This window comes from Caulobacter sp. NIBR1757, assembly GCF_027912495.1.
Lineage (GTDB): Bacteria > Pseudomonadota > Alphaproteobacteria > Caulobacterales > Caulobacteraceae > Caulobacter.
Genome location: NZ_CP115463.1, coordinates 1,882,153 through 1,895,362 on the forward strand (window position 1 = coordinate 1,882,153; position 13,210 = coordinate 1,895,362).

The 13,210-nt window shown below is 69.1% G+C and carries 13 protein-coding genes; 9 read left to right on the plus strand and 4 right to left on the minus strand.

The window, feature by feature from the left end; all coding sequences use genetic code 11:
* Nucleotides 1-89: 89 nt before the first annotated feature.
* Together pip and O5I81_RS09230 are read right to left on the minus strand one after the other, a co-directional pair.
* Nucleotides 90-1,082, minus strand: a complete 993-nt coding sequence (pip, locus tag O5I81_RS09225; protein WP_271068649.1) for a prolyl aminopeptidase — start codon at nucleotides 1,080-1,082, stop codon at nucleotides 90-92.
* 47 nt (nucleotides 1,083-1,129) lie between these two features.
* Nucleotides 1,130-2,134 carry an alpha/beta hydrolase gene (locus tag O5I81_RS09230; RefSeq protein WP_271068650.1) on the minus strand — a complete coding sequence of 335 codons (1,005 nt, stop codon included), beginning with the start codon at nucleotides 2,132-2,134 and terminating at the stop codon, nucleotides 1,130-1,132.
* A gap of 140 nt (nucleotides 2,135-2,274) precedes the next feature.
* Between O5I81_RS09230 and O5I81_RS09235 the strand changes: the two genes are divergently transcribed.
* Nucleotides 2,275-3,495: a multidrug effflux MFS transporter gene (locus O5I81_RS09235; RefSeq protein ID WP_271068651.1), complete on the plus strand. Its 1,221-nt coding sequence runs from the start codon at nucleotides 2,275-2,277 to the stop codon at nucleotides 3,493-3,495.
* Here O5I81_RS09235 and O5I81_RS09240 read toward each other — a convergent pair.
* Together O5I81_RS09240 and O5I81_RS09245 are read right to left on the minus strand one after the other, a co-directional pair.
* Nucleotides 3,492-4,358, minus strand: coding sequence for an FkbM family methyltransferase (locus O5I81_RS09240; RefSeq protein ID WP_271068652.1), 867 nt, complete (start codon nucleotides 4,356-4,358; stop codon nucleotides 3,492-3,494). The two genes, O5I81_RS09235 and O5I81_RS09240, sit on opposite strands and share 4 nt — an antisense overlap.
* A gap of 195 nt (nucleotides 4,359-4,553) precedes the next feature.
* Nucleotides 4,554-4,934, minus strand: coding sequence for a DUF423 domain-containing protein (locus O5I81_RS09245; protein ID WP_271068653.1), 381 nt, complete (start codon nucleotides 4,932-4,934; stop codon nucleotides 4,554-4,556).
* A 107-nt stretch (nucleotides 4,935-5,041) separates the two neighbouring features.
* Between O5I81_RS09245 and O5I81_RS09250 the strand changes: the two genes are divergently transcribed.
* The 8 genes from O5I81_RS09250 (at nucleotide 5,042) to O5I81_RS09285 (ending at nucleotide 13,205) form a co-directional block, all read left to right on the plus strand.
* Nucleotides 5,042-6,151: a hypothetical protein gene (locus tag O5I81_RS09250; protein ID WP_271068654.1), complete on the plus strand. Its 1,110-nt coding sequence runs from the start codon at nucleotides 5,042-5,044 to the stop codon at nucleotides 6,149-6,151.
* Complete coding sequence (locus O5I81_RS09255; RefSeq protein ID WP_271068655.1) at nucleotides 6,148-7,161, plus strand: phosphotransferase family protein; 1,014 nt, start codon at nucleotides 6,148-6,150, stop codon at nucleotides 7,159-7,161. Before O5I81_RS09250 ends, O5I81_RS09255 begins: the two co-directional genes overlap by 4 nt.
* Entirely contained in the window at nucleotides 7,158-7,574 is a 417-nt protein-coding gene (locus O5I81_RS09260; protein ID WP_271068656.1) for a hypothetical protein, read from the plus strand. Before O5I81_RS09255 ends, O5I81_RS09260 begins: the two co-directional genes overlap by 4 nt.
* Nucleotides 7,575-7,779: 205 nt before the next feature.
* A complete protein-coding gene (locus O5I81_RS09265) occupies nucleotides 7,780-8,031 on the plus strand; it encodes a DUF2164 domain-containing protein (protein WP_271068657.1) in 252 nt (83 codons plus the stop codon).
* Nucleotides 8,028-8,609 carry a hypothetical protein gene (locus O5I81_RS09270; RefSeq protein WP_271068658.1) on the plus strand — a complete coding sequence of 194 codons (582 nt, stop codon included), beginning with the start codon at nucleotides 8,028-8,030 and terminating at the stop codon, nucleotides 8,607-8,609. Before O5I81_RS09265 ends, O5I81_RS09270 begins: the two co-directional genes overlap by 4 nt.
* A gap of 378 nt (nucleotides 8,610-8,987) precedes the next feature.
* A complete protein-coding gene (locus tag O5I81_RS09275) occupies nucleotides 8,988-10,163 on the plus strand; it encodes an MFS transporter (protein WP_271068659.1) in 1,176 nt (391 codons plus the stop codon).
* A 70-nt stretch (nucleotides 10,164-10,233) separates the two neighbouring features.
* Entirely contained in the window at nucleotides 10,234-10,449 is a 216-nt protein-coding gene (locus O5I81_RS09280; protein ID WP_271068660.1) for a hypothetical protein, read from the plus strand.
* A 218-nt stretch (nucleotides 10,450-10,667) separates the two neighbouring features.
* Complete coding sequence (locus tag O5I81_RS09285; RefSeq protein WP_271068661.1) at nucleotides 10,668-13,205, plus strand: polar localization protein TipN; 2,538 nt, start codon at nucleotides 10,668-10,670, stop codon at nucleotides 13,203-13,205.
* Nucleotides 13,206-13,210 lie beyond the last annotated feature (5 nt).

Here is a 13,210-nt window from a genome sequence, read left to right on the forward strand (position 1 = left end):
TCAGGTGCGCCGACTCCAGCTGCCCAGGCCCACGGGTGGGTCCTCCGGATCGCCCTGCGGGCGACCGAAGGATGACAGGCGTCGGGTGATCAAACCCTCAGCGCCGCGTCCGTCGCCCGGATCAGCCCGTCGATGATCCCCGGCTCGGTGGACGCATGCCCCGCGTCCCAGACGATCTCGAACTTGGTCTCGGGCCAAGCCTTGTGCAGCGCGTAGGCGGTCTCCAGCGGCGTCACCACGTCGAACCGGCCCTGGACGATCCAGCCTGGAATATGCCGGATCGCCGGCACATTCTTCAGCAGCCAGCCGTCCTCCTCGAAGAACCCCCGGTTGGCGAAGAAGTGGTTCTCGATCCGCGCGAAGGCGATGGCGAAATCCGTCTCGTTGAACTTCGGCGGCCGCGCTTCCGGCCCCCGGATCGAGATGGTGTCGCCTTCCCACTGGCTCCAGGCGGCGGCCGCCACGCCCTGCACCCGGCGGTCCGGGTCGGTCAGGCGGCGGTGGTAGGCGGCGATCAGGTCGCCGCGCTCGGCCTCCGGGATCGGGGCCTTGAACTTCTCGAAGGCGTCGGGAAACAGCATCCCCGCGCCGTCCTGATAGAACCACTTCAGCTCGCGCTGGGTGACCAGGAAGATGCCGCGCAGCACCAGCCCCATGACCCGCTCGGGATGGGTGATGGCGTAGGCCAGAGCTAGCGTCGAGCCCCAGCTGCCCCCGAACACCACCCACTTCTCGATGCCCAGATGCTCGCGCAGCCGCTCGATGTCCTCGATCAGTGTCCAGGTGGTGTTGTCGTCGAGCGAGGCGTTGGGTCGGCTCTTGCCGCAGCCGCGCTGGTCGAACAGCGCCACCCGATACTTCTGCGGATCGAAGAACCGCCGCATGGTCGGGTTGATCGCCCCGCCCGGGCCGCCATGCAGCACCACGGCCGGCACGCCGCCCGGATTGCCGCACTCCTCGAAGAAGATCTCATGCGGCCCGTCGGTCTTCAGCCAGCCGAAGTTGTACGGGTCGATCTCGGGATACAGCCCACGGCGGCCGTGGCTCTGGCCGACGGAGGGATTCTGGGAAGCACGGTCCATGGGTGAGTTCTACGACGCCGCGCAAAACCCCGCCAGTGACCTTCCGTTCAGGTAACCGGAAACCGCTTGTCCAGCCACGCCAGCAGCGCCCGGTTCACCTCTTCCGGCTTCTCCTGCTGCGTCCAGTGGCCGCTGCCCTCGATCAGCACCTTTTCCAGGTCGTCGCAGATCGCCTCCATGCCGTCGGCGGAGGAGGGCGGCAGCACCGCGTCCTTCTCGGCCATGACCATCAGGCTGGGCTGGCGCACCCGGTGCTCGATATGTTCGGCGGCATGCCAGTTGCGGGTGAAGTTGCGGTACCAGTTGATGCCGCCCGTGAAGCCCGTCCGCTCGAAGGTCTCGACATAGGCCTCGAATTCGTCGTCGGTCAGGAAGAAGGGCCGGGGATCGACCTCCGGGCTCCACAGTTCCAGCATATCGACCATGGCGAACAGCGAGGGATCGCCCTCCTTGCGCTCGGTCGCGAACCCGCCGCCCACGGGCATCGGCATGTCCAGCGGCCGGCGCAGGAAGAAGTCCATCACCTTGCGCGGGTTCTTGCCCAGCGCCGCGTCGGCCTCGCCCGGCGTCTGGAAGTGGACGATGTACATCCGCTCGCCCAGCCGCTTGCGCATGATCTCGATGGGATCGGCCGGGGCGCGGGGGCTGAAGGGGGTGTTCAGGCTGATCACCCCGGCCACCCGGTCCGGATGCCGCACCGACATGTACCAGACCACGAAGCCGCCCCAGTCGTGACCACAGAAGATGGCCTTGGGAATCTTCAGGTGGTCCATCAGCGCCACCAGGTCGCCGCACAGATGCTCCAGGTCATAGCTCTCGACCTCGGCTGGCCGCTCGGTCAGGCCATAGCCCCGCTGATCCGGCGCGATCACCCAGCGGCCGTGATCGCTCAGCGCCTTGATCTGGTGGCGCCAGCTGAAGGCCAGCTCCGGGAATCCGTGGCTGAAGATGATCGGCACGCCCTTCCGCGGCCCGGCCTCGTAGTAGGCCATGCGGATGCCGTTCACATCGGCGTACTGCACTGGCGGCATCATGGTCTGAATCGCGGACATGGTCGCGTTCCCTCTCCCTGTTTTGAGGCAAGCTGAACCGACCGCCGCCACGGAAGGCAACCCCCGCAATTCCGCCCTCATGACTTCGTCCCGGAGGAGGAATTGCACTCGCTGCCCGCAGCGCCTAGGTAACCGCCACCTTGTCCGACAGCTCCCAATCCCTCCCGCCGCCGGCCCCCACCCCTTGGGGCCTCGTCATCCTGCTCGGCGCGATGACGGCCTTCGCGCCGATGTCGATCGACATGTACCTGCCGGCCCAGACCGCCATCGTCGGGGCCCTGAAGGCCAGCCAGTCCCAGGTCGAGCTGACCCTGTCGACCTTCCTGGCTGGCATGGCCATCGGCCAGTTCTTCTACGGCAGCGCCTCGGACCGCTTCGGCCGCCGCATCCCCATCCTGATCGGCTGCGGGGTCTACATCGTCGCCTCGGTCATCTGCGCACTCAGCAACGACATCAACGCCCTGATTGCCGCCCGCTTCCTGCAGGCGCTGGGCGGCTGCGCCGGCGGCGTCGTCGCCCGGGCTATCGTCCGCGACAACTTCGACCACCGCGACACCGCCCGCATCCTGTCGCTGCTCATGCTGGTCATGGGCCTGGCCCCCATCCTCGCCCCGGCCGCCGGCAGCCTGGTGCTGCAGATCGCCAGCTGGCGCGCCATCTTCTGGTGCCTGGCCGGGTTCGGCATCCTCGTCGCTCTGGCCGTCGCCTTCCGCCTGCCTGAGTCCCGCTCGGAGGAAACCGCCGCCCAGGCCCGTTCCGAAAATCCCTTCCAGGCTTACCTGGCCCTGCTGGCCCAGCCGAAACTGATCGGCTACCTGCTGGCCGGCGCCCTCAACGGCGCGGTCCTCTTCACCTACATCTCGGCCTCGCCCGGCCTGATCATGGGCATCTACGGGGTCGGGCCGGTGGCCTACGCCTGGCTGTTCGGCCTCAACGCCGTCGGCATCATCGGCGCCAACCAGGTCAACCGCATGCTGCTGCGCACCTACAGCCCCGACGCGGTGTTGAAGGCGGCCAGCACCGCCGGCATCGTCTTCGGCCTGCTCTTGCTGATCGCGTCCGTCACTGGCATCGGCGGTCCCTGGACCGTCCTGCCGCTGCTCTTCGTCACCCTGACCACCTACGCCCTGATGGCCGGCAACACGACCGCCGGGGCGCTCAACTGCGATCCCCGCCGGGCCGGCTCGATCTCGGCGCTCAGCGGCGGCCTGTCGTTCGGGGCGGGAGCGGTGGCCTCGGCCCTCGGCGGCCTGATGCACAACGGCACGCCCGTGCCGATGGCGGCGGTCATGCTGGCCTGCCTGATCGGATCGGCCCTGAGCCTGCGGTTGCTGGCGCTCAGTCGGCAGGGGCCCCTCTAGGGCCGCCCGTCCTTGAAGGCGTCGCGGACCGCGTCCAGATCCGCCGCCGGACAGGCGATGTAGTCGCACCGGTCCATGTCCCCGTGAATGCCGATGTCGTCGATCTCGGTCACGGCAGTCCCGTGGTCGGTCGAGATGCGGAACAGCCGGTAGTCGTTCTCGGCCAGCAGCGCCTGCAGCCGGTTCTGGCGGGCGATCCGGTCGGTGTTCTCCGCGCTGTAGCAGGGCAGGATTTCCATCACCACCAGCGGCCGGTCCCGCTGCAGGATCGGCAACAGCGCCTCGAGGACATCGAGCTCCGCGCCCTCGACATCGATCTTCACCACCGCGATGCCGGCCGGCAGAAGCTCGGCCGGCAGTTCCCTGGCGCTGAGCACCGCGACGTTCTTGCGAAAGGAAACCTTCTGCTCGGGCCGGAAGTTGGGAACGATGCTGGCGGCGGAGTCGGTATCGGTTCCGCTGAACAGGTCCAGGGTGACGATGCCGGCCGTCCGCGACAGGCCGACCGGGACCAGGCTGCACTGGCTCAAGCCGTTGGCGGCGATCAGCTTCTCGGCATAGGAAACGCAGGACGGGTTGGGCTCAAAGCCGATGTATCGCCGCTGGGGGTCGAGCGCCGCGACCTTCAGAAGCGTCTGGCCGAGGTTCACCCCGACGTCCACGAACGGTCCCTGGCGCGTCTTGAACAGGCGGCGAAGCACTTCCACCATCCAGGCCTCGGTCGGATCGGCCCGCTGCCCGTTCAGGGTTGGCAGGGCGAATCGCCGGCCGTTGATCGTGCAATGGGCGGTGCGGTTGATCTTCGCGAACAGCCCGGCGCGCCGAAGCACCCGGTCGGCGATGCGCTGCGTGGCTGAAAGCATGTTCGAGATTCCTAGCTTGGCCCGACAGCTTTAGAGCCCGACGGGGGCAAATCAACGCCTGAAAGGCTCGCCGCCTGTCTTCAGCCGGCGGCCGACACCTCCAAGCCCCTCTCCCGCGAGGGAGAGGGAGGGGCCCGCCCTGCGTAGCCTTGGCGAAGCAGGTTGGGAGGGAGAGGGTTTACGGACCTCGGACGACTAGCGGGTCTGGTCGGCGTTCCGGCCTCTGACCGCTGCCACCATCACCAGGACCCACCCCGCCATGAACGCCACCCCGCCAATCGGCGTGATCGCTCCGAACCAGCGCGGCGCCCCGAAGGCCATCGCCACCAGCGAGCCGCTGAACAGCAGCACCCCGATCAGAAACGCCAGGCTCGTCCCGCGCACCGGCCGAAACCCGCCCCGCGCCAGCCCCGCCAACGCCAGCACCGCCAGCCCATGCACCGCCCCGTACTGGCTCGCCGTCTTCAGCCATTCGATCGCCTTGGGGTCGCTCATCCCATGTGCGGCGAAGGCTCCGAAGCCCACCGACAGCAGCCCGACCACGGCCGCGGCCGCCACATCCCAATTCCGCGTCACTTGACCCTCCGTCACGGTTGCGTCTCGCTGCCGTCCGCGTAACCTGAACGCTGATAAGACACCGCCCGGCAAGAGGCGTGACCACCATTCGAGGGAAGGAATACGGCATGGCGCTGACTCGCGGCGACGACTATCCGATTCACCAGACAGCGGAGCCGATCGCCTACGGCGGCACCGACCGCAATTTCTACGACCGCTATTTCTTCAACGGCTACCACCCGACCGAGGGCGAGGACTTCTTCGCCGCCGCCTTCGGCGTCTACCCCCATCTCAACGTCACCGACGGAGCGTTCGTCGTCGTCCGAAACGGCGTCGAGACGGCCCTCCACGTCTCGGGCCAGCTGGGCGACCGGATGGACATGGCCTGCGGCCCCCTGCGCATCCTCGTCGTCGAGCCGCTGCACCGGCTGAAGATCATCGTCGATTCCCCCGAACACGGCCTCAAGGCCGAGTTGGAGTTCACCAGCCGTTCGGGCCCCATCGAGGAGCCGCGCTTCATCCGCCGCATCGGCACCCGCGCCTTCATGGACTACACCCGCCTGACCCAGAACGGCCGCTACACCGGCTGGATCGAACTGGACGGCGAGCGCCGCAGCGTCGATGGCTTCGTCGGAACCCGCGACCGCAGCTGGGGCATCCGTCCGGTCGGCGCCCGCGACAGCCAGGACATCATTCCGGCTCCCGCGCCGCAGTTCTACTGGCTGTGGTCGCCCAGCAGCTTCGAGTCCGGCTCCTTCTTCTTCCACTCCAACGAGGACGCCGTCGGCCGCGCCTGGAACACCCGCGCCGTCTGGGCCCCCGACCAGGCGCTGGAGGAAGACTTCGAACACCTCAACGGCCAGGCCCAGGTGAACTGGAAATCCGGCACCCGCCACGCCACCGACGCCGTCGTCACCCTGACCGACGACTGGGGCAAGCCGGCCGGCAAGGTCGAGTTCAAGCCCCTGTATAATTTCCAGATGAACGGCCTCGGCTACACCCATCCCAAATGGAACCACGGCCTGCTGCATGGCGTGCTGGAGGTGGAGCGCGAGGACATCGTCCTTGCCGACGTCAACCCGACCCTGCCCTGGAACCTGCACGTCCAGGCCCTGAGCGAGGTGACCTACACCGACGCCGACGGCGGCGTCCGCAAGGGCAGGGGCGTCCTCGAACAGCTGGTCATGGGCCCACACCAGCCTTCGGGCTTCACCGACATGCTGGACATGGCCAAATGAGCCTGCAGGACCAACTGGAAGCCTATCTGACCCGCACCGGCGGCAAGCCGGCGAAGGTGCATGACCTGTTTCGCATCCCGGGCGGGGCCAGTCGCGAGACCTACCGCTTCGACCTCGAGGTCGAGGGCAGCCGGCGCGGCATGATCCTGCGCCGCGACCCGGTCGGCAGCCTGATCGACACCGACCGCCGCGTCGAATTCCTCGCCTTCCGCTCCTTCTTCGACAAGGGCCTGCCGGTGCCGGAAGCCCTGGCCCTGGAAGAGGAGGGGGCCGAACTCGAACGGCCCTTCTTCATCATGGGCCGCATCGACGGCGGCAAGGCCCAGAGCCCCTTCACCCTGCCGCCCTATGGCGAGCACGCGGCGACCATCGGCGAGCAGTTCTTCAGCCATCTGGGCAAGATCGCCGCCGCCGACCCGGCCACCCTGCCGATCAGCGAGGCCGCCCCGTCGCCGGCCCTCGACGCCTGCTGGTCGAAGGAACTCGACTACTGGGAAGGCGTCATCGACGAGGATGAGGAACATCCCCAGATGATCGTCCGGGCGGCCATCCGCCGCCTGCGCCGCAACCCGCCGCCGCCGGCCCAGAAGCTCAGCGTCGTCCACGGCGACTACCGCACCGGCAACTTCATGCACGACGGCAATGGCAGGATCGTCGCCCTGCTCGACTGGGAAATGGCCCACATCGGCGACCCGCTGGAAGACCTCGGCTGGGCCATCGAGCCCCTGTGGTCCTACAAGGAAACCGACCGCGTCTCCGGCATGGTCCCGCGCGAGACAGCCATCGCCCTGTGGGAAGCGGCCAGCGGCCTCACGGTCGACCCCGCCGCCTTCGCCTGGTGGGAGCTGTTCGCCTCGGTCAAGGGCGCCGCCATCTGGATTTCGTCGGCCAAGGAATACCGGGCCGGCGGTATGAAGGACCCGGTGCTCGGCCTCTCCGGCTGGTTCACCGCCCGCCGCCAGGACGAGATCCTGGCCAATGTCCTCGCCAAACTGGAGGGCCTGGCATGACCCCGACCGTCTCCGAACTGCTGCTCGGCAACTTTATCGCCCTGATGGAGCCGCCGCCCCCCGAGGCGCTCGGCGACTTCATGGCCGGCAAGGTGGCCGTCACCGGCATGATCGCCATGCTCGCCGCCCAGGAAGCCGAACGCGGCGCCGAGGCCCGCATCTGGGAAAACCAGGCCATCCGCGACCTGCTCACGAGCGGCGGCGCGGCCATCCCCGCCGGCGCCGAGACGGAAAAGGACTACGCCATCTGCGGCCTCGACCGCGTCAACGCCACCCTGCGCAAGGCCCTGATCGCCCTGCACACCCAGGTGGAAGAGAAGGGCGACCGCGACCTCGACCACGCCATCCTCCGCTTCTACGTCAAGAGCGCCGACATGCGGCGGTTGGACATGCCCCCGATGCCGGGGAATTAGCGTCGTTCCTTCTCCCGCTTGTCGGGAGAAGGTGGCGGCCGAAGGCCGTCGGATGAGGGCAGCGCCGGCATATTGTGACTCCGCTCGTTCTGGCGCCGTCCGCGCAGCCGCCAATATTCCGCCTTCCGCTCTGCCCTCATCCGACCCGCTTCGCGGGCCACCTTCCCCCGACAAGCGGGAGAAGGAATCGGGTCAATCTCCCCCCATGGCCAAACCCATCGCCCTCGACCGCCAGACCACCGACATCCTCGAACGCAAGCTGCGCAAGCACCTGCAAGACGAATACGGCTTCGAGCTCGGCCAGTTCGAGGCCCTCGACCTCCTCGACTGGCTCGCCGAAACCCTCGGGCCCCTCTACTACAACCAGGCCCTCTACGACGCCCAGGCCGTCCTGCGGAAACGCGCCGACGACCTGATCGAGGCGGTCTCGGCCATCGAGAAACCGGTCAAGCTATGAGCGCTTTCGAATTCTTCTTCAGCTTCTACGGCCTGCTGCTCGGCCTCTCCGTGGCCGTGCTGGCCACCGGCGCCGCCCGCGCCTTCAAGCATCGCCGGACCCGGCCGGTCGGCTGGCTGACCCCGCTGCTCGCCGTCTTCGTCGCCCTCGACATCGCCACCTTCTGGGACGCCGCCTGGGTCAACTACCGGGCCCTGCCTGTCAGCTACGGCCTGCTGGTCGGGGGCCTGATCGTCGCCGTGGTCTACTTCATCGCCGCCGCCCTGGTCTTTCCCGACGAGGGCGACACGCCGGCCCCGCTGGACGACCATTTCTGGGCCAACAGGCGAGCCGCGCTCTGCCTGCTGATCCTGGCCAACCTGTTCGGCGTCTGCGGCCAGCTGGCCGTCAACCTGACCCGCGAGAACGGCCAGGGCCTGGCGATCGCCTACGCGCAGAACATGGGCATCTACATCGTGCTGGTCGGGTGCGCCGCCTGGACCAAACGCCGCTGGCTGTTCGCCGTCGCCATCGGCCTGCACACGCTGCTCTACCTGGTCCTGGCCGTCCTCTCGATCTTCTCGCCGCCGGCCGCCTGAAAGCCCAACATGAATATGTCTAGACATATTCATGTTGGGGAAGGGAGGCAGCATGACTTGCCGCGAGCCTCCTCGCCGGGCCCCGCTCCAGCGGTGCGCGGCGATTCAACCTGTTCACTCCGCCTGTCGTCGGCGTCACCTCCATCACCCACACGACCCCCAACACAGTCCCGGCGTCTCCCCCCACGAAGACCGGCGCCCGCCACCGGCGTTTCACCGTCAGAATCCCGCCAAAAACCCAACAAATTAAGGGGCTTGGCCCGCATTTCTTCGCCAAAACCCGATTTTGCCCTGTCGCACCGTCCCGCAGTATAATGGTCGCCGCTTCGATAAGCCTCCCGCAGGCGCGCGGTCCGCGACTCCTGCTAACGGAACCCCATGCCGACCAACCTGCGCCTTGGCCTCTACTACTGCGCCATCTTCATCGGCACGGGGGCCAGCCTGCCCTACATGCCGGTGTGGTTCCGCGCCCAGGGCCTCAGCGGCGCCGAGATCGGCATCATCCTGGCGGCGCCGTCCCTGGCCCGCATCGTCATCTCGCCGATGGCCGCCGTCTGGGCCGACGGCTTCCGCCTGCGCCGCACGCCGCTGGTCATTCTGGGGACCGTCGCCGCCCTGGCCTATGGCGTCGTCGGCCTGGTGCATGGCTTCACCGCCTGGCTGCTGGCCTGGACCATCGGCATGGCCATGCTCGGCACCCTGCCGTCGCTGGCCGACGTCATGGGCCTGCGCCTCTCCCGCCGCGAGGGCTTCTCCTACCCCTTCGCCCGGGGGCTGGGGTCGATCGCCTTCATCGTCGGCAACCTCGCGGTCGGGGCCCTGCTGGCTGTCGTCACCCCGGACCTGGTGCTGTTCTGGACCATCAGCGCCGCCGCCCTGGCCGCCATCTTCGCCGGGGTCCTGCTGCCGCCCGAACCGGTCCATGAAGGCGGCGAGGCGCCGCCCCGCACCTCCCGCTGGCGCGGCCTCTCCGACCTGCTGCGCAACCGCCTGTTCATGCTCGCCGTGGTCGGGGCGGGAGTCATCCAGGCCAGCCACGGCTTCTACTACGCCTTCTCGGCCCTGCTCTGGCGCCGGCAGGAGATCGGCGAGGCCTGGATCGGCGCCCTGTGGGCCATCGGCGTCATCCTCGAGGTCGCCTTCATGTGGTTCGCCGAGGGCTGGCGGCGCCGCGTCCGGCCCGAAGTCATGGTCGCCATCGGCGGCGTCGCGGCCCTCATTCGCTGGTCGGCCCTGGCCTTCTCGCCGCCGCTCTGGCTGCTGTTTCCGCTGCAGGGCCTGCATTCCCTCAGCTTCACCGCCACCTTCCTCGGCTCCCTGGCCCTGATCGAACGCTACGCCCCGCCGCACACCGCCAGCGCCGCCCAGACCATCAGTTCGTCCCTGGCCGGCGGCCTGTTCATCGGCCTGGCGACCCTCGGTTCCGGCCCGTTGTTCGACGCCTTCGGTCCCTTCGGCTACCTCGGCATGACCGTCATGACGCTGATCGGGATGGCGGTCATCGGCCTGGTCATCCGCGAGACGGGGCGTGGCAACCTGTCCAATTCTTCATGATCGGGCATATTGCCACACTGCCGCCCAGGTTGGATAACCGGGATATTCGGTTCCGGGGAGGGGACGCCCCATGCAAGCCATTGTTGAACTGCTCGTCGCCGTCATCGTCTGGATGGCCGTGGCCAGCCTCAATCAGCTTGGCCTCAAGGTCGACATGCCTGATCCGCCGGCCAAGGCCGAGCGGGTGATCCAACGCGAATCAGCCCCCGACCAGAAGGCCGACGCCCGCGATCCCGACTGCCCCGACGTGGTAAAGACCGCCAGGCCGAAGGCCAGAGCCGCCTAGTCCTTGGGGCCTGAATTTCCTCAATAAACGCCAGCCTGCTGGCGCAATTGGACCTCGGCGCCCATTCGCGCCGTTCGTCCGGCGTCAAACCTTAATGAAATCGTTGCAAGCCGCTTAACGCGCAGCCCTTTCCCGTCTAGGTTTCTCCCGTTGCGCGAGGCAGGGGTCGGGGCCTTGGCGCAGGTTGGAGGTCCGGCCCCCAGGACGACGCTAAGCGCATGGCCAAGAAGCGCCCGACGCTCGATTTCACTCGCATCGCGCCGGAGGGAATCGTCCCGCGTTTCGAGCCCGCCCCGGAGCAGCGCCTCGACGCGCCGCCGGTGCTTGAGGCCGAGCTGGAGATCGTCGAAGCTCCCATCGTCCGGATGGCGGTCGAGCCTGTCTGGTCCGAACCCGCCCGGTTCGAGCCGGCGAGGTCCGAACCTGCGAGATCCGAGCCCGCCCTGTCCGAGCCCGACTCCGCCCTGACCCCGCCGACCCCCGAACAGACCCTCAAGCCCGTGGCAGAGCCGCCGCTGCCGCCCGCCGTCCTGCAGCGGGCGCCCCGGGTCAAGGAGCCAAGCCCCGCCCCGGTTCTCGCCCTGGCCTTCGTGGTTTCGGCCATCTGGGCCGCCGCGCCGATCGCCTACGCCTTCGGCTATCGCCAGAATATCGCCCCGTTGCAGAACGATCCCATGGCGATGACCGTCTTCGCCCTGCTGGCCGTCGGGCCCCTGGCCCTGATCTGGCTGGTCGCCTATTTCGCGATGCAGGGCCGCAAGCTGTCGGTCGAGATCCGCCGCACCCGCGAGCTGGCCCAGACCATGGTCGGCCCCGCCGCCCTGGCCTCGGCCGAGGCCGGCAGCGCCGTCGAACTCATCCGCGGCCAGATCGATGCCGCCGCCGCCTCCGCCACCGAGGCTCGCGAAACCATGCTGGCCCTGCGCCGGGCCCTGGCCGAGGAAACCGAACGCCTGGCCGCCGCCGCCGCCACCGCCGAGCGCACCGCCGGCGATCTGGCCGTGACCCTCGGACGCCAGCGCGACGCCCTCAGCGCCCTCTCGGGCGAGCTCGACGCCCGCTCGGCCGCCGTGTCCGACAGCATCTCGATGCAGGCCCGCATGGTCGCCGAAGCCTCCGACCTGGCCGAGACCCAGCTGCGCGAGGCCGAGGCCGCCCTGACCGCCCGCGCCGCCGACCTGGCGGCCGCCGCCGGCGAGGCCAGCGACGCCGCCCGCGTCGCCGGCGAGGACCTGGCCCGCCAGGTCGCCCGCCTGGAAACCGCCGGCGTCGGGGTCGGCGACCAGATGCGCCTGGTCGAGGCCGGCCTGTCGCAGCAGCGCGCCTCGCTGGTCACCGTCAGCCACGCCATCCGCGCCGACCAGGAGGACTTTGCCGCCCAGGCCGAGACCCGCGCCGCCCAGCTCAACGAATTCATGGCCCAGGCGACGATGAGCGCCTCGGAGCTTGGCGACACCGCCGCCCGCGGCGGAGAGGCCCTGCGCAACCTTATCGGCGAAGCCGCCAGCCAGATGTCGGCCCTGCTCGAAACCGCCGCCGCCGAGCGCGAGGCCCTGACCGGCGAAAGCCAGAACGCCCTCAACCTGCTCAGCGACGCCGCCGCCGGCGAGCGCAACCGCATGGAGCGCGACCTGCGTGACGCCATCGACCGCCTGACCCGCGCCGCCCTCGAGGCCAAGGACGCCGCCGAGGGCCACGCCGGCGCCGCCCAGCACCGCGTCGATCAGCTGAACGAAGCCGCCTTCGCCGCCCACCAGAAGGCCGACGCCATCTTCCAGGCCCGCCTGGACGAGGCCCGCGACCTGATCGAATCCTCCGCCCAGATGGTCGAACAGGCCGGCGCCCAGACCGCCCAGCGGCTGGAGGAGGGGGCCGCCTCGGCCAGGACCACCCTGTCCGAACTCCAGGCCCTGCTGGCCGACCTTGAGCAACGCACCCGCGCCCTGCCCGAACAGGCCCGCGCCCAGACCCAGCAGGTCAAGGCCGCCGTCGACCAGGGCATGGAAGACCTGATGGACTCTGCCCGCCGCACGGCCGAGGAGACGCAAGCCATCGACTCCGCCTTCCAGGATCGCGTCCGTCGCAACTACGACATGCTGACCGACGCGGTGAAGCTGATGGGCGTCGTCGCCGGCGCCGCCGGACAGGCCGCGCCCGCGCCGCACGTCACCCCGCCGCCGGCCTCCCTGCGCAGCCGCGAGATCAGCGGCGAAGCCGTCAGCCGCGAGGCCGGCCTGCGTCCCCGCCTGCGCCTGACCCCGACCTCCACCGACGAGGAATTCCGCAGCGTCTTCGAAGCCGCCGGCGGCCGCGCCCCCGTCGAACCTCCGCCGGAAAGCGATGGCAGCTGGAGCTGGAAGGACCTGCTCTCGACCATCGACGGCGACGACAGCGACGCCGAGGGCCTGGCCGAGCGCCTGCTGGGCGAGATCGAGGCCATGGGCATCGACCCCACGGCCCTGCTGCCGCGCAACCGCATCGACGAACTGGCGGCCGCCGTCCAGACCCGCGACTACGGCGGCGCCCGCGAGGTGGTCCGCCGCCTGGCGCCCGCCGCCATCCGCCGCCTGGTCCGCCGCCTGTTCTCCGACGCAGCCCTGCGTGGCCAGACCGAGCGCTACCTGCGCCGCTTCACCGGCATGCTCGACGAAGCGGCCGAGCGCGACCGCGGCGGCATGCTGGTCTCCAGCCTGCTGTCGTCGGACGCCGGCCGCGCCTGGCTCCTCCTCGACGCCGCCCACGGCGACCTGGTCTGAGTCTG